The organism is Hyalangium ruber (assembly GCF_034259325.1).
GTDB lineage: Bacteria > Myxococcota > Myxococcia > Myxococcales > Myxococcaceae > Hyalangium_A > Hyalangium_A rubrum.
Genome location: NZ_JAXIVS010000007.1, coordinates 513402 through 539546, shown reverse-complemented (window position 1 = coordinate 539546; position 26145 = coordinate 513402). Strand labels below are relative to the sequence as shown.

The 26145-nt window shown below is 71.6% G+C and carries 17 protein-coding genes; 13 read left to right on the top strand and 4 right to left on the bottom strand.

Going from position 1 to position 26145, the window contains the following annotated elements:
* Positions 1-16: 16 nt before the first annotated feature.
* A complete protein-coding gene (locus tag SYV04_RS22905) occupies positions 17-4510 on the top strand; it encodes a tetratricopeptide repeat protein (protein ID WP_321547979.1) in 4494 nt (1497 codons plus the stop codon).
* A gap of 3 nt (positions 4511-4513) precedes the next feature.
* Here SYV04_RS22905 and SYV04_RS22900 read toward each other — a convergent pair whose 3' ends face one another.
* Positions 4514-5368 (bottom strand): PorV/PorQ family protein, encoded by an 855-nt coding sequence (locus tag SYV04_RS22900; RefSeq protein WP_321547978.1) that lies wholly within the window; start codon positions 5366-5368, stop codon positions 4514-4516.
* Positions 5369-5429: 61 nt separating this feature from the next.
* Between SYV04_RS22900 and SYV04_RS22895 the strand changes: the two genes are divergently transcribed.
* The 6 genes from SYV04_RS22895 to def all read left to right on the top strand — a co-directional run bounded on the left by SYV04_RS22895 (position 5430) and on the right by def (position 17642).
* Positions 5430-6224 carry a hypothetical protein gene (locus SYV04_RS22895; RefSeq protein WP_321547977.1) on the top strand — a complete coding sequence of 265 codons (795 nt, stop codon included), beginning with the start codon at positions 5430-5432 and terminating at the stop codon, positions 6222-6224.
* A gap of 66 nt (positions 6225-6290) precedes the next feature.
* On the top strand, positions 6291-8783 hold the full coding sequence (locus SYV04_RS22890) for an HD domain-containing protein (protein WP_321547976.1): 2493 nt from the start codon (positions 6291-6293) through the stop codon (positions 8781-8783).
* A gap of 202 nt (positions 8784-8985) precedes the next feature.
* Positions 8986-11268, top strand: coding sequence for a replication restart helicase PriA (gene priA, locus SYV04_RS22885; protein WP_321547975.1), 2283 nt, complete (start codon positions 8986-8988; stop codon positions 11266-11268).
* 15 nt (positions 11269-11283) lie between these two features.
* Positions 11284-16602 (top strand): DnaJ domain-containing protein, encoded by a 5319-nt coding sequence (locus SYV04_RS22880; protein WP_321547974.1) that lies wholly within the window; start codon positions 11284-11286, stop codon positions 16600-16602.
* Position 16603: 1 nt separating this feature from the next.
* Positions 16604-17056, top strand: coding sequence for an inorganic diphosphatase (locus tag SYV04_RS22875; protein ID WP_321547973.1), 453 nt, complete (start codon positions 16604-16606; stop codon positions 17054-17056).
* A gap of 64 nt (positions 17057-17120) precedes the next feature.
* Complete coding sequence (gene def, locus SYV04_RS22870) at positions 17121-17642, top strand: peptide deformylase (protein WP_321547972.1); 522 nt, start codon at positions 17121-17123, stop codon at positions 17640-17642.
* Here def and nth read toward each other — a convergent pair.
* Entirely contained in the window at positions 17608-18318 is a 711-nt protein-coding gene (nth, locus tag SYV04_RS22865) for an endonuclease III (RefSeq protein WP_321547971.1), read from the bottom strand. The genes def and nth overlap by 35 nt on opposite strands.
* A 52-nt stretch (positions 18319-18370) precedes the next feature.
* Here nth and ltaE point away from each other — a divergent pair, with 52 nt between their 5' ends.
* Together ltaE and SYV04_RS22855 are read left to right on the top strand one after the other, a co-directional pair.
* The gene (gene ltaE, locus SYV04_RS22860; protein ID WP_321547970.1) at positions 18371-19396 is read left to right on the top strand and encodes a low-specificity L-threonine aldolase; all 1026 of its coding nucleotides are present in this window, start codon (positions 18371-18373) and stop codon (positions 19394-19396) included.
* A gap of 32 nt (positions 19397-19428) precedes the next feature.
* Positions 19429-20442, top strand: a complete 1014-nt coding sequence (locus SYV04_RS22855; RefSeq protein WP_321547969.1) for a M23 family metallopeptidase — start codon at positions 19429-19431, stop codon at positions 20440-20442.
* Positions 20443-20500: 58 nt separating this feature from the next.
* On the opposite strand, the gene SYV04_RS22850 is transcribed toward SYV04_RS22855, so the two are convergent.
* The gene (locus tag SYV04_RS22850; RefSeq protein ID WP_321547968.1) at positions 20501-20770 is read right to left on the bottom strand and encodes an HU family DNA-binding protein; all 270 of its coding nucleotides are present in this window, start codon (positions 20768-20770) and stop codon (positions 20501-20503) included.
* Between the two features lie 305 nt (positions 20771-21075).
* Between SYV04_RS22850 and SYV04_RS22845 the strand changes: the two genes are divergently transcribed.
* The 3 genes from SYV04_RS22845 to SYV04_RS22835 are packed head-to-tail and all read left to right on the top strand — an operon-like array spanning position 21076 to position 24016.
* Entirely contained in the window at positions 21076-22509 is a 1434-nt protein-coding gene (locus SYV04_RS22845; protein ID WP_321547967.1) for a DUF1565 domain-containing protein, read from the top strand.
* A 51-nt stretch (positions 22510-22560) separates the two neighbouring features.
* The gene (locus SYV04_RS22840; protein ID WP_321547966.1) at positions 22561-23640 is read left to right on the top strand and encodes an amidohydrolase family protein; all 1080 of its coding nucleotides are present in this window, start codon (positions 22561-22563) and stop codon (positions 23638-23640) included.
* On the top strand, positions 23630-24016 hold the full coding sequence (locus tag SYV04_RS22835) for a metal-sulfur cluster assembly factor (RefSeq protein WP_321547965.1): 387 nt from the start codon (positions 23630-23632) through the stop codon (positions 24014-24016). The genes SYV04_RS22840 and SYV04_RS22835 overlap by 11 nt, the downstream gene beginning before the upstream one ends.
* A 32-nt stretch (positions 24017-24048) precedes the next feature.
* Here SYV04_RS22835 and SYV04_RS22830 read toward each other — a convergent pair whose 3' ends face one another.
* Entirely contained in the window at positions 24049-25185 is a 1137-nt protein-coding gene (locus SYV04_RS22830) for an alpha/beta fold hydrolase (protein WP_321547964.1), read from the bottom strand.
* Positions 25186-25275: 90 nt separating this feature from the next.
* Here SYV04_RS22830 and pssA point away from each other — a divergent pair, with 90 nt between their 5' ends.
* A complete protein-coding gene (gene pssA, locus SYV04_RS22825; RefSeq protein ID WP_321547963.1) occupies positions 25276-26142 on the top strand; it encodes a CDP-diacylglycerol--serine O-phosphatidyltransferase in 867 nt (288 codons plus the stop codon).
* Positions 26143-26145: the final 3 nt, after the last annotated feature.

Sequence of the window (26145 nt, the reverse complement as noted above, 5' to 3'; positions counted from 1 at the left end):
GTAGACTGCCCCAGCGATGGGTGGCGTGAGAAACGGCAAGAGCGACACCGAGCCCGGACCCTCCGGTGCCGGACAGGAGACGCTTGCCGCCAACGGGCTGGTGGAGCGGCACCTCCAGGTGGCCGCTCGCCTGCTGCGCGAGCGCCAGGCCCCCAAGGCCTTCGGCGAGCTGGTGCGCGCCAGTCGCTCGCTGCCGATGACGCGGCGGCTCGCGGCGGCGCTCGTCACTGTCTCCCTCAAGGCGGGCACCGAGGCCGCCGCCATCACGATTCTCGGCTCGGCGATGGAGAAGGTGGAGGGCAAGGCGCGCCGGGACGTCCACCGACAGCTCGCGCGCGTGCTGCGCCGGGTGGATCAGCTGCCGCGGGCCCTCGAGTCCCTGGAGTCGCTGCTGGCGGCGTTCCCCGACGACCACAGCTCTCGCCGCGTCTACCATGCGCTGCTGGAGCGCTCCGGGAAGTGGGAGGCGCTCGTCTCCTCCCTGGAGCGCGAGTCGCAGGAGGCGTTCCAGCGCGGAGAGTACGGGCACGCGGCCCGGGCCACCCGCTGGCGTGCCCGCGTTCAGGCCGAGCAGCTTCGCAACCTGGCGCGGTCGGCCGAGAGCTACAGCAAGGCCGCCACCTACCTGGAGCAGATGGAGGACGCGGTCGGCGCCTTCAGCGTGCGGCTGGATGGGCTCCGGGTGCTCCATGCCTCGGGCGCCTCGGAGGCCGTGCTCACCGCGGCCGCTTCGGTGGTCATGTCCTCGGCGGCCCGGCTGGGCCGAGACGCCCAGGCGCGGGAGGTGCTGGAGGAGCTGGGGCTGATCCCCGCCCGCCTCGAGCTTCCTCCCGAGCAGCCCGCTCCCGCCGCCGAGGTGGCTCCGGCGCAGCCGCAACGCACCGGACCGCTGGTCGCGCGCAAGGGCCCAGCGGTGGGGGTGGCCACCGTGCCGGACCTTCACCCCTTCGGGGACGAGGTCACCTATATCCCGCTCGGGGCGCGCCCGACCCGAGTCGAGGTGCCGATCATCCCACCCGAGGCGCGGCCCACGAGCCTCCAGGTGCCCGTGGTCTCGCCGCCGCCTCCTCCGCCGCCGCTCGTCGCGCCCGAGGCACGGCCCACGCGCGTGGAGCTTCCCTTCGCCACGCCGGATGCACGGCCCACGAGCCTGGAGCTCCCGGCCGTGGTCCTGGATGCGCCGCCCGCGCCCCCGCCCAGCCCCGTCGCCGAGAAGTCCGCGCCGCTCTCCGTGGCCTCGCCCGTGGTCATCGCTCCGCCCGCATTGAAGGCGAGCGCCCCTCCGGGCCTGTCGCTGGCCGGCGCGGATTCCTCGGACGAGCGCACCACCGCCGACGCGCCTCCCGAGGCGAGCGCCGTGGCGCCTCCCCGCGATGACGATGAGGACTTCTCCGCGCCCGAGGACGTGGAGATGGACTCCGAGCTGGACGCCGCCGAGGCCGGGCCGCTCACCGAGCTGTTGGAGATTCCCGACGAGGCCGAGCGCAGCGCGCCGCCCGTCGCCTTCACGGAAGACGAGGAGCTCCCGGCGACCCGTGCCGAGCCCGCCGCGCCCGTGGCTCCCCCCGCCGAGGAACGGGATGACCCCGCGGCCCTGCAGCGCCAGGAGGCTCAGCTCATCGCGCGCAAGGCCTGGCGCGAGCTGGCGCAGTTCTATCTGGCGCGCGCCGAGCGGGCGAAGGGCCCGGCGGCTCGCGCGGAGGTGCTCACCCAGCTCGCGGAGGTGATGGAGGACGAGCTGAATGATCCCGCGGGCGCCGCGCGCATGTATGGAGAGATCGTCGCGCTGACGGGCGACCGCGCCGCGCTGAAGGAGCAGGTGCGCCTGTTGTCCCTGCGGGGGAACCCCTCCCTGGTGCGGCGGGCGCTCGACGAGGCTGTGCAGGGCGCACGCACTCCCAGGGCCCGGGCCGATGCCTACCTCACGCGCGCCGAGCTCTCGCTCTCGGCCGGAGAACGCGCCCAGGCCAAGACGGACTTCGAGACGGCGGAGGCACTCACCCCGGGCCTGCTCCTGGTGCTCGCGGGGTTGGTGCGCTGTGTCTCCGACGTGGAGCGCCCCACCATCGCCCTGCGCCTGCGCGGTGCGATCGCCGTGGCGCCCCGCCGCTCGCCCGACAGGCTCGAGGCGCTCCGGGCGCTCGCGTCCGCCGCCGACGAGCTGCTGAAGGACGCGCGGCTGGGCCAGTGGGCCTGGACGGAGGTCCTCGCCGAGGACCCGGCGGATCCCGAGGCACGGGAGCGGCTGCTGGCGCTCGCGCGGGTGATTGGTGACAAGGCCACGCTCAGCCAGTCCCTGCGGGAGCAACTCGCCCGGGAGCCTCGCGGACTCGCCGCGCGCAAGGCCCGGCTGGAGCTGGTGTCCACGCTGGAGGCCGCCGGTGACGCGGACGGCGCGCTGACCGAGCTGCGGCAGGCGGTGCGCTTCGAACCCGGCCACAAGGAGGCGTGGTTGCTGCTGGCCGACCGCCTCACCACGCGCGGGCAGATTGGCGAGGCGGCGTGGGCGCTCGAGCACGCCGCCACCGCGACGGAAGACGAGGAGGAGCGGCAGCGCACCTGGGCCCGGCTCGCCACCTTCTGTCGAGAGGTCCTCAAGGATCCCGCGCGCGCGGAGGTGTACGCCCGGCGCGCCGAGAACCTGCGGCGGGCGCTGGCCGAGCCGAGCGCGCCTCCCATCCCCGAGCCCCCTCGGACCGCCAGGCCTCAGCGCGAGCCGAGCGCCCCGCGCACCCAGGTGCTCATTCCTCCGCCAGGGAACGTGGAGCTGACGCCCTCGGGGCAGGCCTTCCCCCCGCCGGACGACGAGCCGGCCACCGACACGCACGCTCCCGTGGCCGTTCCGCCGGATGACGCCGCCCGGCCGACCATCGAGTTCTCCATGGCGAACTTCCCTGGAGGGCGGATGCCCTTCGGGGAAGAGGAGCCCACGGCCACCGAGGCCCCGGAGGGCTTCGTTCCGCCCGGCGAGCCGGCCGCCCCCGCCCCCGCCCCTTCCAAGGCCGCCCCCGCCAAGGACACCCGCAAGAAGCCGAGCCTCCCCGAGCCGTCGCTGGATGCTTCCCGCGAGCTCGATGATCTCCTCAGCGATTCCGGCCACACCAGTCCGTCCCTGTCGATCTGGAACGTGCGGCGAAAGGGCGACGCTCCCGCCCCGCCCCCCGCGCCCGCGCCCGCGCCGAAGGCTCCTGTTCCTCCTGTTCGCTACGAGGACACCTCTCCTGGCATCAAGGCCGCGGCGAATCCGCCTCCGCCTCGGGAAGCGACCGGGGCACGGAGCGCGGTGACGACCTCCACCGCCTCGGGCGCTCGCCCGGCGGCGCCTCCCGCCGGAGCCGGAGGAGGAGGAACCGCCAAGCGGGCCGCCGTGCAGGTGCCGGTCGCCAAGCGTCCGACGGCTCCGGAGTCGCCCTTCGAGCAGGTCTCTCCCCGCGAGCCCGAGGGGCAGCAGCAGCCCGCGTACGGCAACACGCCGGTGCAGAACACGGCCTTCATCTCCTGGGAGGCGCCTCCTGGGCGGATGGAGCCCGTACGCCGGCTCGCCCGAGGGCGCGGGGACACCACCTCCGCCCGGGTTCCGCCTCCGGAGCAGGCCGGCGCCGAGCCCGCGGTCTTCCAGCAGGTGCGCGAGCACCCCCTCGACTCGCGGCTCTACTACCAGATCGCCAACTACTTCGAGGAGCGGGGAGACGTGGCGCGCGCCACGCTGATGCGGGAGATCGGCGACGCGCTCGAGGGCAAGGAGACGCCCGCCTCGCACCTGCCGCGCAAGCCGCTCTCCGCGGACGATCGCTCCGGGCTGCGCCACCCGCTCTTGCGCACGCCGCCCGGAGAGCTGCTCGCGTGCGTGGGCATGGCGCTCTGCCGCCTCTTCCCCGCGTATGGGCGCGCCGCCGGCTCCAAGGAGGCGTTCCGCCCGGACCTGGGCGTCGGAGCGCCCGCGACCCTCGATGCCCTGGAGACCACGCAGCGGCTGCTCGGCATCCAGGCTCCGCAGGTGGTGCTCGCCGAGGACAACGGGCCCCCGTTCTCCCTGGTCCACACGGAGACGCCCCGGGTGCTGGTGGGCAAGGGCGCGGTGAAGCAGGTGCTGCCGGCTCCCGAGCTGCGCTTCTACGCCGGGCGGGCGCTGATCTGCCTCGGGCCGGACCTGCTCGCCCTGCGCAGCCTCAAGAAGGACCAGGTGCTGCGCGGCCTGGCGATGATCTCCGGGGTGCTGAAGGCGGGCCCGGCCTCCAGCCCCGAGGCCCTCGTGGTGTACGAGACGCTGCAGCCGAAGCAGATCGAGCGGGCCGCGTCCCTGTTCGATGCGGCCACGCGCCAGTTCGACGTGTCGGCCCTGTCGGACGCGGCGCGGGACTCGGCCAACCGCGCGGGGCTCATCGCCTGTGGGGCGGTGGGGCCGGCGCTCGCGGCGCTCAGGCTCAAGCGCGCGCTGGAGCGCGAGATCATCGAGCTGGTGCGCTTCGCCGCCTCCGAGCGCTACTTTCAGCTCTTCGCCGCCCGCTGAGGCTCAGCCCACCTGCATCTTCAGGGTGAGGGCCAGCACCCGGCCCTTCTCCCCACCGAGATCGTGCCGGTAGCCGAAGTCGATGCCGCTGCCCTCCTGCGACATGAAGCCAAAGCCCACCCCGAGCTGCGAGGCCTCGTTGAAGCCGTCATACGTGTAGCCGATGCGCATGGGGATGGCCTGCCCGAGGATGTACTCGAGGCCGGCGCTGTAGGTGAAGACGGACTGCTCGCGCGTCTGGAAGTCGGCGCGCACGTCCGCCGCCAGGACGAGCATGCCCGACAGGTAGCCCACGTGGGCCGAGAAGTACCGGCTGAGCTCGGGGTTCTGGGTGTCGATGAGGTTGTGGGCGGAGAAGCCCACGGTGATGGCGTCGGAGAAGCGCAGCAGCAGGCCCGCGTCCACGGTGGAGGCGTTGGCGCGCGTCAGAGGGGTGCCGCCCAGGCGCAGGTAGCGCACCGAGGAGCCGATGAGCACCCCGGGGGTGATGGGGAAGGCGAGCGCCAGCGTGCTGAAGTGCGCGGTGGCCCGCCCCTCGCCGTTGCGCAGGCTCAGCAGGTGGTAGTCCAGTCCGGCGGCCAGGGCGCTCGTCTTGGCGTCCATCACCGACACGCCGCCCAGGGTGTCCTTGCCCTGGGCGTCCCAGGAGCCGTGCAGCTCCATCCGGTACATGCGGTACAGGGCGATGGCGGCGGGGTTTCCCTGCACGGCCTCGGTGCCCAGGCCCAGGGCGCGGTAGGCCCCGCCCATGGCATAGCTCCGCGCGCTGTGGATGTCGCGCAGATCCTCGATATCGGTCTGGGCGTGGACGGTGGTGGACAGACAGAGCGCGAGCAGGAGTATCAATCGATGCGACATGGGAGGGCGCATCCTAGTCCGCCTTGATGCCTGGGGGGTGCATCACTAGATTCGCCAGCCCATGTCCGCTACCACACCGAAGCCAGCGCCCGTGATTCTCGTCCTGGTGGGAGTGCTCACCTCGATGGCCGCGGGGGCGTATGTGCTCCCCGGAGGCTCCATCCTCCGCCGGATGACGGGCTCGCGCGACGATGCCCCGCAGGTGTCCTCGCTCCGGGTGGAGGGCTCCTACGTCTTCTCCGGCTCGGCGGTGAAGGAGGCCTCGGCGGCGCTGGGGCTGGCCACCGAGCGCTCCGAATTGGTCGCCGACGGCCTCATCCTCATGAAGATGCCGGCGCGCTGCCGCTTCGACGTGTCCGTGCCCGACGGCAACAAGCTCGCGGTGGTGCAGGTGGCCGGGCGCCGGCGCGTGGAGGGCACGGAGATTCCCTCGCTGTCCACGGCCCTGAGCCAGCTCTGCCCGTTGCTGGCGACGCGCTCCACCTCGGAGGGGGATGCCCGGGACCTGGTGGAGCAGCACCTGCAAAGCCTGGGAATCGCCACCCGGACCACGAGCCTGGCGCGCTTTGGCGGTGAGGTGGCGTACGTTCTCGGCGAGCCCGATGAGGCTAAACCCCAGTTCTGGGTATACAAGGACGACTTCCGCCCGGCGCGGGTGCGCTGGACGGACAAGGCGGGGACGGCGTGGGACGTGCGCTTCATCGACTACGCCTCGCCGGCGACGGGGGAAGGCATGCCTCGGAGCCTGGAAGTCTGGCGCGGCGGCGAGCGGGTGCTGCGCTTCACCGCCATCAAGTCGGACTCCCGCGCCTCCATTCCCGACAAGCTCTTCGTGCCCGAAGCAACGGGGCGTTGAGCCCCGGCGCACCCGTGGGCGTTTCAAATGTAGCTCCCGCTGGCTGCCCGCCCCTATCCTGGGGGCATGTTCGATTGCGAGCGAACGGAACTTTGGAAGCGGACCCTGGGCGAGCGGGAGGCCGACGCCGCTCAGGACGCGCGGGCCTGGCTGCGTGAGCAGCTGCGGCGCGCTCGGGAGCGGGCGGGGAGATTCGCCGAGCAGATCCGCAAGGCCTACCCGTCCCTGAAGTCCACGGGCGGCAACCGCTTCGATGCGCTGTGGGAGCGGATGGACCTCATCCTCGGGCCCCAGTACCCGCTCAACCCCGCCGAGGCCTTCGTGCTGGGTGGAGCGCTCATCGTCTACGACCTGGGGCACGGCCTGGCGGGCATGCCCGAGGGAGAGGCGGGCCTGAGGGGAACCCAGGAGTGGAAGGACGCGCTGGCCGCGCGCATCCGCCGTGAGACGGACCGGGCTCCCACGCCGACGGAGATGGAGAGTCCCTCCGAGGAGTACGCCCGGATGGCGACGGAGGACGCGCTCCAGATGCTGGCGCTGAAGCAGTCCCGGCTGCTGGCGCTGCGCACGTGGAAGGGGACGGACGGGGAGGACGTGTCCCTCGTGGAGGAGGCGGGGCTGCGCAAGCACTTCGGGGAGCTGCTGGGCGAGCTGGCCTACAGCCACGGGTGGGACATCGCCGAGGTGGGCCGCATGCTGTCGGGGCGGAAGATCGAAGCCCCGGCGCCGGCTCCGGCTGAGTGGACGGTGGACGCGCTGAAGGTGGCCGCGGCGCTGCGGGCGGCGGACACGGTGCTGGTGGAGGAGCGCCGCCGGCGGCTCGGCCGGCCCACGCTGGTGCATGATCGCCTCCTTTATAAGCCGGGGGAGCCCTTCTCCCGGGCCGAGGCGGAGGTGTTCTGGAGCTGCTTCGAGGCGCTGCGGGCCATCGACCGCGAGTTGCATGACGTGGACGCGCTGCTCACCACGAGCGGCCGGCCGCGCTTCCTGGCGCGGGGCGTGCTGGACGCGGACGACGCGACGCGGCTGGCCACGCACGTGAAGACGCAGGGCTGGATGCCGGTGGATGCGCGGGTCCACGTCTCGGACGTGCCGAGCCTCATCGCTCAGATTGGCGGGGCCCAGCTCTACCGCAAGGACCCCTCGGTTCCGCTGCGAGAGCTCATCCAGAACGCGGCGGACGCGGTGCGGGCCCGGCGGGCGCTGGTGGGGCTTCGCGACAACTGGGGCACCATCACCGTGCGCACCGGCCGGGACTCGGACGGGCGGTGGATCGAAGTGGCGGACACGGGCGTGGGCATGACGCAGCGGGTGCTCACGCGCCACCTGCTCGACTTCGGCACGAGCTACTGGATGACGGAGGACATGCGCCGCGACTACCCGGGGCTGTCGGCGAGCGGCTTCGTGCCGGCGGGGCGCTTCGGCATCGGCTTCTTCTCGGTGTTCATGTGGGGAGAGCGGCTGCGGGTCACCTCCCGGCCGTTCCAGGAGTCGGTGACGCACGTGCTGGAGTTCGACAACGGGCTCGGCGCGCACCCCATCCTGCGGCCCGGAGAGCCGGACGAGCAGCTGGCGGACGGGGGCACGCGGGTGCGGGTGTGGCTGTCGCGTGAGCGGGACTGGGAGCAGATGCTGCTGGACCGCAGTGACCAGTGGGACCACTGGTCGGACGCGGAGGAGCGCATCTCGTTCACCGAGCTGCTGGGGCGGATTGCTCCCACGCTGGACGTGACGCTGCGGCTGGAGGAGCGGCCGGGCCAGGCGTCGACGGTCATCGAGGCCAACGACTGGCGGACGCTGGATGCGACGCGGCTGCTGCGCCGCATCGGCAACACCACGCGGGGGGTGAACACCTCGCTGATGTCGTTCCTGGCGCCCATGGTGCGCCCGGTGCTGGACGCCAACGGCCAGTGCATCGGGCGTATTTGCATCGCCTCGGGGGCGATGCAGCGGTGGGCGGGGCTGTCGGTCATCAGCGCGGGAGGGCTGCGGGCCCGGTACTCGCGCGAGTTCACCGGAGCGCTGCTGGGGACCACGGACGTGGCCACGCGAGACGACGCGGAGCCGCTGGCGCTGCGCGAGGACCTGGCCCGGTGGGCCACGGAGCAGGCGCGGCTGTGGGAGAAGTACCAGCTCAACTTCGAGGGCTACGAGCTGGGCAAGCGGCACGACATCGGCCTGGCGGTGCTCTCCTGGGGAGGCGAGCCGGGAGAGCTGCCCGTCGGCTATCGGGGCGGAAACCCTGTCACTCTGGCGCAGCTCCAGGAGTTCGTGGCGGAGCGGGACGAGGTGACGCTGGTGGACGGCTCGGAGCGCTCGGTGCGCAAGCTCCAGGAGCTGGTGGTGATTCCGTGCCACGAGGCGGGTCACACCGCGGCGGGCCGGCTGCTGGTCCACTTGCCGGCGCTGATCGGCGTGTACATCGCCAAGGCGTGGGGCCTGCCGCTCGAGGACATCGTGGCGAACGTGCAGGTGTCCGAGAAGGAGTGGAACGTGGTGGATGGGCGCAAGCGGAGGACCTGGGTCTTCCAGCGTCCGACGACGCCGCGCATCCACTGAGCTGAGCGCGGGGAGAGGGAAGTCCACACCCTCTCCCTTCTTCCTCTCTTTCGCGAGGGAACTCAGGACGGTCGGGCCCACTCCACGGGTTGTAGGCAATGTCATGGACTTGCCTTCCCAGGGGAACTTGAGCTTGGAGCCCTCGACCACGGAGAGTGGTACGCCCGAGCACACCGAGAGTTCCAGGTTGCCTGGACGGGAAATGGTCGTGTCGGATCATCCCGCTACAGTGACCCCCGTGAGCTCGCCTGCCGCCCTTGCTTCCGTCGCCGTCGGCCGCCCTGTCCGGGGAGAGTTCACCTATGTCGTCCCCGAGACGCTCTCGGGGCGCCTGGCCCCCGGCCAGCGGGTGCTGGTGCCCTTCGGGCGCGGCACGGCGCTGGGGTTCTTCCTGGGGCCTGCCTCCCCGCCTGCCGAGGAGGGCGTCAACCTCAAGCCCATCCACCGGGTGCTGGAGGAGTCGCCCTCCCTGCCCACGGACCTCATCGCCCTGCTGCGCTTCGCCGCCGAGCACTACCGCTATCCGCTGGGCGAGGTGATTCGCGGCGCCCTGCCGCCGGGGCTCAGCAAGGCCGAGGACGAGAAGGAGGCCCGGCCGGATGTGCAGCACTTCGCGGTGGCGCTCGTCGCCGAGCCCCCGCCCGAGCTGCGCCGCGCTCCGGCCCAGGCCGCCGCGTTCGCATATCTGCTGGCGGTGGGAGGCCGAGCCCCGCTGGATGAGGTGGCCCACGCCATCCCCGGCGCGCGCGAGATGCTCAAGAAGCTGGCCACGCGCGGGCTGGTGCGCCTGGAGGAACAGGTGCTCAAGCCGGGCGTGCGCGAGGGGCTGGCGCAGGGCCGCCCGGAGCTGCTCACCCCGGAGCAGGACGTCGCGGTGAAGTCCCTGCAAGCCTCGCTCGACGCGGGGGGCTTCCAGACGGTGCTCCTGCACGGCGTCACCGGAAGCGGGAAGACGGAGGTGTACCTGCGCGCGGTGGAGCACGCGCTCTCCCAGGGCAAGGGCAGCCTCGTGCTGGTGCCGGAGATCGCTCTCACCCCGCAGCTGGTGGGGCGCTTCCGCAGCCGCTTCGGCTCGGACGTGGCGGTGCTGCACTCGGGGCTGAAGGACCGCGAGCGACTCTTCCACTGGCAGGCGCTGCGCAAGGGCACGGTGCGCATCGCCGTGGGGGTGCGCTCGGCCATCTGGGCCCCGGTGGAGAACCTGGGGCTGGTGGTGGTGGACGAGGAGCATGACCCCTCGTTCAAGCAGGAGGACAAGCTTCGCTACAACGCGCGCGACATGGCGGTGGTGCGCGGCAAGCAGGCCGGGGCGCTGGTGCTGCTGGGCTCGGCCACGCCCGCGCTGGAGTCGCTGGAGAATGTGCGCAAGGGCCGCTACCGGCTGCTGGAGATGAAGCACCGCGTGGACGACCGGCCGATGCCGACCATCGAGCTGGTGGACCTGCGCGTGGAGCGGCCGCGCGACGGAGGCCCCGTCACGGAGGAGGCCCCCATCCTCTCCCCGCCGATGCTGGAGGCGATGCGGGAGACGGTGGAGAAGGGACAGCAGGTCATCCTCTTCCTCAACCGCCGCGGCCACAGCACGTTCCTGCTGTGCGAGGTGTGCGGGCTGACGCTCAAGTGCAGCGACTGCGACGTGTGTCTCACGCTCCATCGGAGCGCCTCGCGGGTGATGTGCCACTACTGTGGGCTGGCTACTCCCGTGCCCGAGAGGTGCCGCGAGTGTACCGGTCCGCTGCTCAAGCTGGGCATCGGCACCGAGCGCGTGGAGGCGGAGGTGGCCGAGCGGCTGCCCCAGGCCCGCGTGGCGCGGTTGGACCGGGACTCGGCCACCAGCGCCGAGCGCGTCACCGAGCTGCTGGCGGCCTTCGCGCGCCGGGAGATCGACGTGCTGGTGGGCACGCAGATGGTGGCCAAGGGGCATGACTTTCCGGGCGTCACCCTGGTCTGCGTGGTGATGGCGGACACCTCGCTGGCCATCCCGGACTTCCGCGCCGCCGAGCGTACCTTCCACCTGCTCACCCAGGTGGCGGGGCGGGCGGGGCGCGGCAAGGATCCGGGCCGGGTGCTGGTGCAGACGTACAACCCGGACTCCGAGCCGGTGAAGCGCGTGCTCGCCCATGACTTCGAGGGCTTCGCCCTACAGGAGCTGGAGTGGCGCCGGGCCCTGGCCTACCCGCCCTTCACCCGGCTGGCGGCCATCCGGCTCGAGGGAGAGCACCCGGAGCAGACCGCCAGTGTGGCCCGGATGCTCGGAGAGTTCCTCTCGCGCCGCATGCCGCCGCCTTCCGTCGGGGTGCGCCTGCTGGGGCCGGCGCTGGCGCCCATCGCCCGGCTGAGGGGCCGGACGCGCTGGCAGCTGCTCCTCAAGGGGCCGACACACGCGGCCCTCGCCCCGTTGCTCGCCCGCCTGGAGATGAAGCTGGAGGATGTCCCCTCGGGGGTCAAAGTTACTATCGATGTAGACCCTGGGGCCATGCTGTAGACTCGCGCGGCTTCCATGGCCGCCCCGGTCCTCCTCGTTCACGACGACATCGCCACCATCGCCACCGTTCGCCGGTTGCTGCGAGAGCGGTACGAGGTCATCCTCGCCACGTCGGTCGCGGATGCCCTCATCGGCTTCGGCCACCACCAGCCGGCCCTCATCATCCTGGCGCCGGCCGTTGAGAGCAGCCGTGGGCACCTGGTGCTGGAGGAACTCTCGCAGCACCCCGAGGGCCATCAGGCGCGGGTGCTGCTCCTGGGCGGGTCCATCCCTGGCTACAGCGCCCCGGTGGCGCCGCTGCCGCTGGACACACAGAGCTTCCTACAGACCGTGGATGGGCTGGTGCGCTCGCCCTCGCCGGCGGATGCCTGGCGCGTGGTGGAGCAGCGCGCCATCGAGGTAGCGCCCGCGCCCGAGGTGACGCCGGAGAGCGAGCCCTGGCAGGTGCCGCCTCCCTCCGAGCCCAGCAACCCCGCGCTGGTCAACGCCCTGTTCGGGGACATGGCTCCCGCCGAGCCGGCTGGCTGGGTGGAGTCGCAGGCGGTGCCAGCGGTACCCGAGGGGCCGCGACTGCGCGAGCAGCAGGCGACCCTCGCGATGGACGCGGCCTTCGAGCAGGCCCACCAGGAGATGGAGGCCGAGGCGCTGGCCTCGGTGGAGACGGCGCTGGCCTCCGGTGCGCCCTCCGCCGGGGTGGAGTCGACTCCAACGACGAAGGAGGCCGCGCCGCACGGGCCTGCCTTCACGTTCGTCAGCAGCGAGCCGGTCTCCGTGCAGGAGGCCCTGTCCGTCGCGGGGGACCCCGTGCTGGACGATCCGCTCTCCGAGGGCCTGGAGTCGGGCCTGCCGTCCGAGTCGGTGCCCGACACCCTCGAGGCGCCCTCGGAGGGGATGGACGCGATCTTCTCCGGCGCGGAGGAGATCACCGTACAGGATCCGTCGTCCCCGCCGCCCGTGGCCGAGGCCGTACCGGAGTCGGCGCCCCCGGCGGAGGCAGCGGCCACGGACGTCGACGAGGACGAGCTGCGGCGGATGGAGGAGGAGGTTCGCCGCGAGGCCGCCGAGCGTCGCCGACGCAAGCAGGAGGTGAGCGCCGAGCCCTCCGAGCCCTCCGAGCCCGAGGCCGCCGTGGAGCCCGCGCCGGAGCCCCGTGAGACCTTCGTGACGGTGCCGGCGGAAGAGGCCTTCTCGCTCTCCGAGACCGAGGACGATGCGCCGGTGTCCGAGCCGACGCGGCGCCGTGTGGAGGGCTGGGCGGGCATCGCCCCGGGAGCCGCCTCGGCGGGCGGCAGCGTGGAGGAGGAGCTGCGCGCGGAGGCCGAGCGTCTGGCGCAGCTGGAGATCGACGCGACCCTCGCTCGCGAGCAGGAGGCGCTCGCGGCCGCGAGCATGCCCCCGCCGGTGGCGCCCTCGGCGGAGGAGGACTCCGCGCCGGAAGCCCCTCCGGAGGGCCCGGTGGCGGCGGCGCCTCGGCTCGGAGAAGAGGGGTTCTTCGACGTCTCCGACGCGGACGAAGAGCGGGCCCGGGCCCTGGCGGCGGCCGAGGCCGAGCTCCAGGCCCTGCGCACGGAGAGCGAAGCGCCCGCCGCTGGCGTGGAGGAATCCGCCGCGCCCGTCGAGGCGCCGGAGGCGAGCGGCGAGGAGCCAGCGTTGCCGGGGCCCACGCCGCAGGAGCGGATGGAGCGCACGGCGCGCTGGGCACAGTTCGCGGATGGGGGTGGCGCCACGCTCAAGGAGCGGATGGAGCGCACGGCGCGCTGGGCACAGTTCGGTGATGGGAGTGGCGCCACGCTCAAGGAGCGGATGGAGCGCACGGCACGCTGGGCACAGCTGGGAGGCCCGGAGCCCGAGATGCCGGTGGAGCGGTCCGCGCCGGTGCAGTGGGTCGAGCCAGGGACGACTCCCGAGGAGCCATCGCTCTCGGAGGAGCTGTCGGCGCAGCAGCTGGAGGACCTGCCGCCGGAGGCCTTCCCACCGCCCGTGGCGGATGACTCGGCGGCTCCTCCCGTGGAGGAGAGCGAGGAGCCGACACCGGAGGCAAGCGCCGCGGGGTTCGAGGACTCCCGCGAGCTGATGCGCGCGGCGAAGGCCGAGCTGGAAGTGGAGTCCGTGCTCCGGCTGCAGGCCGAGCACGAGGCCGAGGTGGAGCGGCAGCGGCTCGAGGCGCTGCAATCGGAGATGGAGCGCGAGGCCGCGCAGCGGGCCGAAGCGGAGGCGGCGCGGGCACAGGAGGAGGAACTGCGCCGCGCGGCCGAGAGCGAGGCGGAGGGGCTCAAGGCGAAGCTGGCGACGCTGACGAAGGAGCGGGACCACGAGGCCCGGCTGCGCGCCGAAGCGGAGCGCTGGGTGATGGAGTTCCGCGGGCGCGAGGCGGCCAACGCCAAGGCGCGCGCGGAGGAGGAGAAGCGCCGCAAGGCCATGGAGGTCGAGGCCGAGGCGGCGCGCGCGAAGGAATCCCGCTTCCAGTCGCAGGATGAGGAGCTGGTCCGGCTGAAGCTGCAGCTGGCGGCGCTCCAGCAGGAGGCGGTGGAGCTTCCCCGGCTGCGGACGCAGGTGACGGCGCTCCAGCAAGAGGCGTCGGAGCTGTCCCGGCTGCGGACGCAGGTGACGGCGCTTCAGCAGGAGGCGTCGGAGCTGGGGCGGGTGAAGGCCGAGCTCGAGGCACGCGCGCAGGAAGAGTCCCGGAAGCGGCGGGAAGCGGAGGCGCAGGCGGAGATCTCCGGCCATGCGCAGGTCGAGGCGGAGGCGCGGGCGGAAGCGGAGGCTCAGCGCCGGGCCGAGGCGGAAGCGCGGGCCGAGGCCGCTGCCCAGGGCGAAGCCGAGGCGGAGTCTCGCGCGACGCGGGCACGGGCCGAGATCGAAGCGCGGGTCAGCGAGGAAGAGCTGGCCCGGTTCGACGCCCAGGTTCGCGCGGACGCCGAGGCGCTCGCGCGCGGCAAGGCGGAAGAGCGGGCGACGGAGGAGCACCAGAAGCGGGCCGAGCTCGAGGCACGGCTGCAGAAGGAGGCGAAGGCCCGGGCGGCCACCGAGGCTCGGGTCAACGCGGCGTTCCAGGCCCGGAGCGAGGCGGAGGCACGCGCGGAAGGGGAGGAGCGGGCGCGCCAGGAAGTCGAGGCGCGTGCGGAGACGGAAGCGCGAGCACGCCAGGAGGCGGAAGCCCGGGCCGAGGCCGCGGAGCAGGCGCGCACGGAGGCGGAGTCGCGAGCCGAGACCGCGGAGCAGGCGCGTACGGAGGCGGAAGCTCGGGCCGAGGCCGCGGAGCAGGCGCGGGTGGCGGCAGAGGAGCGGGCGGAGGAGGCGGACCAGGCGCGGCGTACGGCGGAGTCGCGAGCCGAGGCCGAGGGGAAGGCGCGCGCGGCGGCGGAGTCGCGAGCCGAGGCCGAGGCCCGTGCGCGAGCGGAAGCCGAGGCGCGAGCGGAGGCCGAGGCGCGAGGGCGAGGAGAGGCGGAGTCGCGGGCCGAGACGGAGGCCCTGACGCGGGCCGAGGTCGAGGCCCGAATCGAGACAGAGGCCCTGGCGCGAGCGGAGGCGGAGGCGCGAGCGGAGGCGGAGGCCCTGGCGCGGACCGACCTGGAGGCACGGCTCAAGACGGTCGCCCTGGGGCACGCCGAGGCGGAAGCCCGGGCCGAGGCCGAGACGCATGCCCGAGTCGATGCCAGGACCCGGGTCGAGGCGGCGGAGGCGCGCGCGGAAGAGGAGCGCCAGGCCCGAGCCACCGCGGAGGCACGGGCGGAGGAAGCGGCGCGGGCTCAGTCCGAGGCGGTGGAGAGGCTCCAGCAGGCCCTCCGGCTCCAGGCCGAGGCCGAGACGGCGCGGCTCGATGCCGAGGCGCAGGCCATCGCGGAGCTGCGCTCGACCCTCGAGTCCGAGGCGCAGGCGCGAAGCGAGGCCGAGACGCGCGCCCGCCAGGAGCGCGAGAAGCGCATGGCCGCGGAGGCTCGCTTCCAGAGCGAGCTCCAGACGCGCACCGAGTCGGAAGCACACACGCGAGAAGAGCTGGAGCGCTGGAAGGCCCAGGCGGAGCGGGCCGAGGAAGCGGCACGCCACGAGACGGAGGCCGCCACGCAGCGCGAGCAGCACCTCCAGGAACAGCTCACGCGACTGAGCCAGGAGCTGGAGCGGCTCAACGCGGACAAGGCACGGGTGGAATCCGAAGCCGCCGAGCGCCTCGCCGCCGCCGAGCGCACGCGCCGCGAGGCCGAGGAGGCGGCGCGCCGCGAGGCCGAGGTCATCGCCAAGGCGCGGGCGGAGGCGGAGCAGCTGGCGATCCGGATGCAGTCGGCGATCCTCCAGCTCGATGCGCCGGGACAGCCCCACGTGTCGGTCCCCCGGAGCGGCAGCGTGACGCAGGAGGGGCTCGCGCAGCTCCTGCTCCGGCTCTGCGAGGGCCGGGCCGAGGTGCGCCTGGAGCTCAAGTCGACCGAGGCCCTGCGCATCCTCTGGCTGCGGAGCGGGAGCCTCGTGGGGGCGCTCTCCTCGGCGCCGGGCGAGTCGCTGGTGGACCGCGCGCGCCGGGACGGGCTCATCAACGCGCGCCAGGAGAACGAGCTGCGCCTGGTGCGAGCCGCCTCCACGGGAGCGCTGCTGGACGCGCTGCGCGGCCGGGGCTACCTGCGCGAGGCCGAGGCCGTGCCGCTGGTGCAGCGCTACACCGAGCAGGTCTTCCTCGACGCGCTCTCCGAGCCCTCCTCGCTCTACCGATTGGTGGACGAGCCGCCGCCGCACGAGGTGGCGCTCGCGGCCGCCACACGCCCACCTCCGCACCTGCTGGCCGAGGCGCTGCGCAACTCCATCTCCACCGAGTCCTTCATGGAGCAGTCCGGAGGGCTGCGCGCCATCGTGGCCCGGGGAGACGCGGGGCTGATGCCCGAGCTCTTCGGGCTCCCCTCGCGCGAGCTGCAGTTGCTCTCGGAGGTGGACGGAGAGCGGACGCTGGAGGAGCTGCTGCTGGGAGCCGGGCTGCCGCAGGAGACGGCCCTGAAGACGTTCGCGGTGGCGCGGGCGCTGGGGCTGGTGGCGCTGCGGCCTGGAAGCGAGGCTCCGGGCGAGTTGCCGCCGGAGCTGGACGTCCTCCGCCTGGAGGCCAAGTTCGAGGAGGTCCAGGAGGCGGACTACTTCACGGTGCTGGGCCTTGCGCGTACGGCGGGAGGCGAGGACGTGAAGCGCGCCTACGAGCGGCTGTCGACGGAGTTCCACCCGCTGCGCTTCGCGGGGCACCCGGACGTCTCGCTCCAGTTCCGGGCGCAGCAGATCCGCGACGTGTTGTCGGAGGCGGTGCGAGCGCTCGCCGACGACAGGCTCCGGGCCGAGTACGCCCGCAACCTGATGGACTGAGATGGCCTCTGGACCCCAAGCCCCGCTGCTCTCCGGACTGCCGCCCGAGCCGGAGGTCCTCATCGAGTGCCCGCGCGGGTCGCTGGTGAAGCGGCGCAACGACGGCAGCGTGGACTTCATCTCCCCGGTGCCCTGTCCCTACAACTACGGCTGCATCCCCGACCTCCCGTCGGACGATGGAGACCCTCTGGACGTGGTGGTGCTCGGTCCACGCCTGCCCCGGGGCCAGCGCCTGCGGGTGCCGGTGGTGGGGGTGGTGGACTTCATCGACGCGGGGCGGGGCGACCCGAAGGTCATCTGCAGCACCCAGCCGCTGGGGGACGCGGAGCGTGTGGGCCTGGAGCGCTTCTTCCGCGTCTACGCCCAGTTCAAGCGGGTGCTCCACCGCGTCCGAGGTCATGAACCCGACACCCGGTTCCGGGGTTGGCTCGCCGGCCCGTCCGGGGGCCTGTAGGGCGAGTGACGCATGGGGCACGGCCCCGGTTGCCCGTCCGCTCCGACGGGGTTAAGAGGGGCCCATGGTTCGTGAGATCCTCATCTGGCCCGATCCCATCCTGAAGCAGAAGGCCAAGCCGGTGGCCAAGGTGGACGACGCTGTCCGCACCCTGGTCAAGGACATGTTCGAGACGATGTACGCCGCCGATGGTGTGGGCCTCGCGGCGCCGCAGATCGGCATCCTGCAGCGTGTCATCGTCCTGGACACGACGCCCCGGCAGCCGGAGTCCAAGCCCCTGGCGATGATCAACCCGGAGATCGTCGGCATGGAGGGCGAGACGTCGTACACGGAAGGGTGCCTGTCCATCCCTGGCGAGGCCGAGGACGTGGACCGCGCGGCCGTCGTCACCGTGAAGTTCCTCGACGTGGACGGCAAGGAGCAGACGCTCACCTGTGACGGGCTGCTGGCCATCGCCGTGCAGCACGAGACGGACCACCTCAACGGCACCGTCTTCGTGGACCACGTCTCCACGCTCAAGCGCGAGCTGATCCGCAAGCGGATGAAGAAGCTCAAGACGGAGCGCGAGGATCGCCCGTCGGCGTGAGCTTCTTCTCGCGAACGCCGCGCTTGGGGCAGAGGTCCGCCACGACGCAGCGCTCGCAGGCGGGTGAGCGGGCAAAGCACGTCCGCCGCCCGTGCCACACCAGGAGCTGGTGACCGTTCATCCACCGCTCCGGGGGCAGCAGGGCTTGCAGGTCCAGCTCGATCTTGTCCGGGTGCTGCTGGGAGCTGAAGCCCATCCGGTACGCCAGTCGCTTCACGTGCGTGTCCACCGGGAAGGAGTTGTCCCCGCCCAGGTGGATGCACACCACGCCCGCCGTCTTCCGCCCCACGCCGGGCAGCTTCTCCAGGGCCTCTCGGGAGCGGGGCACCTCGCCGCCATGCTCGGCCACCAGCGCCTTGGCCGCCGCGACGAGGTTCTTCGCCTTGGCGCGGTACAGGCCGCACGTCTGGATGAAGGGCTCCACCGCTTCCGGTTTCACCCCGGCGTACGCCTGGGCATCCGGGAAGCGCTGGAAGAGGGCGGGAGTCACCATGTTCACCCGCTTGTCCGTACACTGGGCGGACAGGATGACGGCCACCAGCAACTCCAGCGGGGTGCGGTAGTCCAGCTCGATGCGCACCTCTGGCATCTCGGTGCCCAGCCGATCCAGCACCTGCACGGCCCGCTGCTTCCTCGCCTCTTTCGTCTCGCGCCCCACGCCCGTGTTGTATGGCATAACGCCGTCCGCGCTTGAAGAGGCATCCCACCTGACAGGTAGGCCGAAACTCATGAGACCCATCGACTTCCGTTCCGATACCGTGACGAAGCCCACCCCCGCCATGCGCCGCGCCATGGCCGAGGCCGAGGTGGGCGACGATGTGTACGGAGAGGACCCCACGGTGAACCGGCTCGAGGAGCGGGTGGCCGAGCGGCTGGGGTTGGAGGCGGCCCTCTTCGTCCCCTCGGGCACCCAGGCGAACCAGATCGCCATGGGGCTGCACTGCCGACCGGGGGATGAGGTGATTACGGAGCTGGGCAGCCACATCGTCCAGTACGAGGGCGGCGCGCTGTCGGCCCTGTGGGGCATCCAGCCGCAGGGGCTGCCGGGAGCCCATGGCCTGCTCACGCCGGAGCAGGTGGCCGCCGCGGTGCGCTCCGAGAACATCCACGCCCCGCGCTCGAAGCTGCTCTCGCTGGAGAACACCCACAACCGGGGCGGCGGAACGGTGTGGCCGTTGGAGCGCTTCCGGGCGGTGGTGGAGGTGGCCCGCAAGGCGGGGCTCGCCGTGCATCTGGACGGAGCGCGCCTGTTCAACGCGCAGGTGGCGACGGGCACCCCGGCGTCCTCCTGGGCGAAGCTGACGGACACCACCTCGGTGTGCTTCTCCAAGGGGTTGGGGGCGCCGGTGGGCTCGGCGCTGGCGGGCTCGAAGGCGCTGATTCAGGAGGCGCGGCGGCTGCGCAAGCGGCTGGGAGGCGGCATGCGTCAGGCGGGGCTGCTGGCCGCCGGGGCGCTCCACGCGCTGGAGCACCACGTGGAGCGGCTGGCCGAGGACCACGCCCACGCGCGCCGGCTGGCGGCAGGCCTGTCGGAGCTACCGGGAGTGAAGGTGGAGGCGGCCCGGGTGGAGACCAACATCCTCCTGGTGGAGTTCGCTCGGCCCTCGGGGGAGATGGCCTCCCGGCTGAACGCCCTGGGCGTGTTGGTGAACGCCTTCGGCCCCTACACCATCCGCCTGGTGTGCCACATGGACGTGTCGGCCGCCGACGTCGAGGAGTCGCTCGCCCGGATCCGCCGGGCCGTGGAATCTTGACGCGGGGAAGGGCGTGGTAGGCTCGGGGGGCTTTGCCTCGCTGCCTTGCCGCCCTCTCCCTGCTCGTGCTCACCGCGTGCGCCACGTCGCACACGGAGAAGGTGAGCTTTGAAGAGGCGTTCGCGGCCCGCCCCGAGTCGCTGGAGCCTCCGCCTTCCCTGACGAAGGTACCCGTGCGCCGCAAGCCGAAGGCCGCCGCCGCGCCGGGGAAGGACCTGCCCACGGCGAGCATCTCGCCGGAGCTGCAGGCCGCGCTGGCCTCCTTCGTCAACCGGGCGCGGGAGTACCGCCGCACGGTGCAGCGTGGCAGCGCCATGCCGGACGACCAGGTGGAGAACTGGGGCGACGTCACGGGCGCCCTGGACGACTTCCTGGACCGTCCCGCGGCGAAGACGTCCTCGCTGGACATCGTCCGGGCGCGGGTGACGCTGGAGGCCGAGCTGGAGGAGGACGCGCGGACCTACGGCGACATCCCCGCGGAGCTGGCCGAGTCGGTGATGGGGAGGGTGGGGCAGCTCTCGGCGCGCATGTCGGAGGTGCGCCGGCTGATGGTGCAGACGGTGCGCGAGGTGCCGCGCTTCACCTGGCCCCTGTTCCCCGTCTACGTCACGAGCGACTTCGGAGAGCGCGAGCACCCCATCAAGGGCGAGTTGAGGGACCACCTGGGGGTGGACCTCTCGGCCAAGCGGGGGCAGGCCATCCTCTCGGCGGCCCCCGGCGTGGTGCTGCGCGCCGGGTGGAACGGCTCGCACGGCTACCAGGTGGAGGTGCAGCACGCCTCGCGCATCTACACCCGCTACAGCCACCTCTCCCGGGTGCTGGTGGAGCCGGGGGAGATCCTCGAGCGCGGGGACGTGCTGGGGCTGGCGGGGGATACGGGCATGGCCACCGGGGTCCACCTGCACTTCGAGCTGTGGAAGGACGGGCAGCCGATGAACCCGCTGGACGAGCTGGGGCAGCCCACGGAGGCCGTGGTGGTGGGCGAGTCCCCCGCTCAGCCCCCCAAGAAGCACCAAGGGCGCCGCCCTTCCGGACGACGCCCCTGAGTGAAAGGCCCCGGCGCGCGCTCCTTGGGTGGGCGCATGCGCGGGGTATGACTTCAGACTACAGCGAGTTCTTCAGCTCCTTGGCGGGGCGGAAGCCAATGGTCTTGGAGGCCTTGAGCTTCATCATCTCGTTGGTCTGGGGGTTGCGGATCTTCCGCGCCTTGCGAGAGCGGACCGACCAGGTGCCGAAGCCGGGGTAGCTGAAGCGCGCATCCTTCTTCACGGCCTTGCCGATGTTGCTGAAGACGATGTCCAGGAGCTCCGCCGCTGACTTCTTGGTCAGCTTGGACTGCGCAGCCACCACCTCCACGAGCTCTGCCTTGGTCATTCGCCCCTCCGTCTGGGGTTGTCTGGCGTTGAATGCGAAATCGGTTGGGCTTGGTAACAAATCGCTCTTTTCCCTGTCAATGATAGACCGTCCCCGCCCCTCTGAAAACTGGCCCGTGATCGGAAATTTTGACGTGTGAAACACACGCGGTAGAGAGGGAATGATCGCGAAATTCGATACAACGTCACACGTCCCATCCGCGACGCAATGAGAGGGATTGTGATCGATTGAAATGGTTTTTCTTCGTCGTTTCGATCGTTTACGCGCCTTGGCTGATCCTGACGGCGGCTAGAGTGGCCCTCCGCATGAGCCCTCGCGTCTCCCTCCTCGCGCTGCTGCTGATCGCCGCCTGCCGTGCGTCCACCGTGCCCCCCTCGCCGATCCCGGAGCCGGCGGCCGGGCTCTCCGAGGTGTGGGTGGATGGCGCACGGGGGGAATCGGGGGATGGCTCGCGGCAGCGGCCGTTCCGGACCCTGGGAGAGGCGCTGGCCCTACGTCCCCCGCCCACTGTGTACGTCGCCGCGGGCCTGCATGAGGGCCCGTTCGTGCTGCCCACGGGCGCTCGTCTGGTGGGGGTAGGGCCGAGCACGGTGCTGTACGTGGAGGGGCGAGAGCCGGTGGCCCGTATCGCGACGGGGGCTTCGCTGGAGCGGCTGACGATCCAGGGGGGGGGATGGGGCGTGGAGGGGGCGGGGGCGGTGCGCCTGGAGGAGGTGGCCTTCAGCGGGCAGCGGGAGGGGGCGGTGCGAATGACGGCGGGGCGGCTGGTGGCGAAGGAGAGCCGCTTCGAGGCGAGCATCTCGGAGACGGTGGGCTTGGCATTGGAGGGGCCCGTCACGGCGGAGGTACGGGAGAGCACCTTCACCGGGCCCTTTCGGAGAGGGGTGCGCGTAGCGGGGGCGGAGGCGCTGTTGGAAGGAGTGGGCTTCCGCGAGGCGGTGATGGCGCTGGACCAGGAAGGGGGGCGGGTGCGGCTGCGGCGGGTGAGCGTGGAGGGAGGGCGGGGCGCGGGCCTGCTGGTGCGTGACGGGACACTCCAAGTGGAGGAGGTGACGGTGACGGGGCACGAGTACGGGCTGGCGAGCCACGGCGCGAAGCTGGAGGTGCGAGGGTTCACCTCGGTGCGGGCGGAGCGGGCGGGGTTGGGGCTCACGCGGTCCACGGGGCTGCTCGAGGACCTGCGGGTGCGCGAGAGCGGCAGCTTCGGGGCGTTGCAGCTCGTGGACTCGGACCTGGAGGTGCGGGGCTTCCGGGTGGATGACGTGGACGGCTACGGCGTGGCGGCCACGAAGGGCAAGCTGCGGGCGCGGGAGGGGAACATCTCCCGGGTGCGCTCCTCCGAGGGCTTCACGGGGGATGGCCTGCACCTGCGCGGGGTGGAGGCGGACATCGAGTCGGTGGAGGTGCGCGAGGCGAAGGGAGCGGGGGTGCTGGCGGCGCAGGGGGCGGAGGTGACGCTGCGCGACGTGACGCTGCGCGGGTGCGAGAACACGGGGCTCTTGGTGGAGAGCCTGGCGCGGGTGAAGGCGCAGGGGCTCGAGGTGCGCGGCACGAAGGGCACGGCGCTGGCGGTGCTGCGAGACGGAGAGGTCTCGGTGGACGTGCTGAGCGCGAGCGGGCTCGAGGAGGGCCTGCTCTGGGCCGAGTGCGAGGGGGCCACGCGGGTGCGCCTGGGACGCCTGAAGACGGAGGATCGCCGGGGCCTCCCCGCGCCCTGTGTGGAGACACTCCCTCGGTGAGCTCGAAGGAGCCGCTGTATCCTGGGGGCTCTCTTCGCAAGGAGATGCGCGGTGATTGACGGCGGCTTCGTCATTGATGCGGTGACTCATGCCTACAACCTCGATCGGTCCAACTATCGAGCCGGCAAGTACGCGGAGTCGCTCGCGCAGCTGATCTACGGGCTGCATGTCGGCCTGTCGGGAGACGGCTATCGGGTCGAGGAGCCTCAGCGGTTCCTCAAGAACTGGTCGGTCCAGGAACTGGCCCACATCCTGTTCGTCGAGAGTGGCATCGACCTGGCGGTACACCACGTCCTGCCGTTGCAGACGCTCTATGACGATGGGCTGTGCTCGTACGAGAAGAGCCTGGAGATCCGAAAGCTCTACCCGGACCGCTTCCTGCTCTACGCGGGCGTGGATCCGCTGCGGGGCACCGCGGCGCTGGATGACCTCGAGCAGCAGGTCGAGGCGCTGCGTCCCAGTGGGCTGAAGCTGTACCCAGCGGCGTGGCTGGGAGAGGCGTTCAAGCACACGGGCTGGCGCATGGATGACGCGCGCATCGCCTTTCCGCTCTTCGAGCGGGCGCGAAAGCTGGGCATCAAGAACATCGCGGTCCACAAGGGGTTGCCGATGGGCTCAGTGCCCATCGAGGCCTACAAGGTGGACGACATTGGTGGCGCGGCCGACGCGTTCCCGGATCTGAACTTCGAGATCGTCCACGGAGGCATGGCGTTCCTGGACGAGACGGGGATGCAGCTGTCGCTGTTCCCCAATGTGTACGTGAACCTCGAGGTGACGGGAGCGCTCATCGTGAAGCGCGAGCGCTGGTTCGCGGAGGCGCTGACGGGGCTGCTCAAGTGGGCGGGCCCGGCGCGCATCATGTGGGGTTCTGGCACGGTCTTCTGCCATCCCCAGCCGGCGTTGGAGAAGTTCTGGCGCGACTTCCAGCTACCGGACGACTTGGTGAAGGTCGCGGGCATGCAGCTGACGCCGGAGATCAAGCGGATGATCCTCTGCGACAACTATGCCCGGTACGCGGGGGTCGACATCGAGGCGGTGAAGGAACGCATCGCCAACGATGCGTTCTCGAAGCAGCGCGCCCAGGGCAACATCACGCCCTACAGCTTCAAGGATGGCGCCCATGCCCAGTGAGAGCGAACTGCTGGAGCGGATCCAGACCGTGCCGGATCCGTGCAGCCTCGCGGTCGGGGTGCCGCTGAGCATCGGCGAGATGGGGCTGGTGCAGGCGGTGGAGTACGACGCGGGGCGGGTGACGGTGCGCATGCAGCTCACCTCGCCCATGTGCATGATGGCGGCCTACTTCATGCGCGAGATCGAGCAGCGGCTGCTCGCGGAGGCGGGAGTCACCTCGGTGCATGTGGCGTTCGATATGGCGCTGGAGTGGAGGCCCGAGCACATCTGCGCCTCGGCGCGCCAGCGACTGGCGGACCGGCGCATCACCATGCTCGGAGGTCGCATGCTCCCGCGCGAAAAGCCCGAAGGCCGAGAAGGCACCTCGGACGCGTGAACGCGGGATGACGCGCTGCTTCACTCCCGTGCCTACGCGGGGAGGGTCGGCGAGACCTTGGGCTGTTCCACGGGAGCGGGCAGCGGCGTGGCGCGGGACTCCAGCCAGGCGCGCATGACGGGGTAGATCTCCGTCGGGGCGCCGGTGCCAAACATGAGGTCGCCGTGCCCGTAGTCCATCTTGTCCCCGCGATCGCGGCCGAAGACATGGAGCGTGCGGTCCGGAGAGGTGAGCAGCTCGTACTGCTTGCGGACGTTCTCCGCGCTGGCGAGCCGGTCGCTGCTGCCACCCATGATCAACATGGGGAGGCTCAGGCGGGACATCCCCGCGCGCCAGTCCACCTTGCCGTCATAAGAACGGAACGCATCGTTCTCGATCCAGTCCCGGAACTGCAGGAGCACCTTGCGGCTCATCGACGCCATCATGTTGGCGAAGACCTGCCGCTGGATGGGCGGAGGAATGTGCTCGGCGTTCACGAGCAGATCCGAAAGGGGCAGGTTCACGTAGCCGAGGAAGGGCGCGAAGGTAGCGCTCATCCACTCCTGCCGGAAACGGGCGGGCCATGCCGCGCGCAAGCCCAGGCCCAGCAGCGCCCGCAGCAGGGGCTCGGACTTGAGGAAGACAGGAGCCCCCAGCGCGAGCAGGCCCGCGAGCTGGTGCGCATGAGGCCCCTGCGCCACCCCGAAGCCCACCAGCGCGCCCAGGGAGTGCCCCAGCCACCACACCCGCTTCGCCCCTGTCTCCTTCAGCGCCAGCTCCAGCGCGGCGGGTCCGTCCTGGAGGATGTGATCATCGACGGTGAAGTCCGTATACCGGCGGCCCGAAGGCGGCTGACGCGAGTGCCCGGTGCCCCGCAGCTCCACGCTGAAGCAGTCGAAGCCCGCCTCGGCCAGGTAGTGGGCCACGGAGTAGGGCGGTGCGAAGTCGAAGGTGTAGCGGTTGGCGGCCAGCCCATGACACAGCAGGACAGGCTCCTCGAAGCGGCGCTGCGGGGCTCGGCGCACGTGAACGGCGATCTCCCACCCATCCCGGCAGCGGGCCCTTAGCAATTGCGGTGGGGCTGTACGGGGACGGTAGAGGCGGCGCACCCCCAGGACCCAGACGACGTTTCCAATGGCAACGGCCAGGACGACCAGCAGTCCCCAGAGCACCCATTTGCCGGGATCCATCCCACCCTCCGTGGACGCAATAAAACCTTGGTATGGTTCGTTCACCCCGCCGTGCAGGCGCGACCGGGCATCAGAGAAGCGAGGGAGATGATGAAGCTGCGGAAACTGATGTTCGTATTGCCGAACCTGTTCACGGTCACCTCGATCTTCTGCGGCTTCTACGCCATCACGCTGTGCGCGGGTGAGGCTACCCCGGTCCACATCTATCAGGCTGCGGTGGCGATTTTGTTCGCGATGTTCTTTGACGGGTTCGACGGCCGGGTGGCCCGCCTGACGAAGACGCAGAGCGACTTCGGGGTACAGCTCGACAGTCTGGCGGACGTGGTGTCCTTCGGGGCCGCGCCTGCCCTCCTGGTCTACAAGTGGGCGCTGGAGCCCCTGGGCTTCCTGGGCCTGTTCCTCTCGTTCTGCTTCGCGGCGTGCGGCGCGCTGCGGCTGGCGCGCTTCAACGTGCTGGCGATGCGCAACCCGCACGGCGGCGGGGGCAACTTCTTCGTGGGCATGCCGATTCCGCTGGCGGCGGGCGTGGTGATGTCGATGGTGATTGCCCACCACGTGGTGAGTGGGGAGTCGCCGAGCGTCGCGATGCGCGGGCCGATCGCCGCGGTGGTGGTGCTGCTGTCGCTGCTGATGGTGTCCACGGTGCGCTACCGCACCTTCAAGGACCTGCGCCTCTCCAAGAAGTCCGCGCTCATCTTCATGATCGTGGTGCTGAGCGGCCTGGTCATCGGCACCCAGTTCCACCCGGCCTACGTGCTGGTGGCGTACTCGGTGGCGTACCTGGCGATGGGGCTCATCGAGTCGGCGTTCCGGGTGGGCAACCGGCTGGCCACGCGCAAGGTGGGGGGTAGCGCTGGAGTGGCCGCGGCCGCCGCCGTGCTCGCCGAGGAGGACGAGGACGAGGAGGACGAGGAGGAGGAGCGCGCTGGCTCCGGAGACGGCCCGGGCTACCTCTAGGCC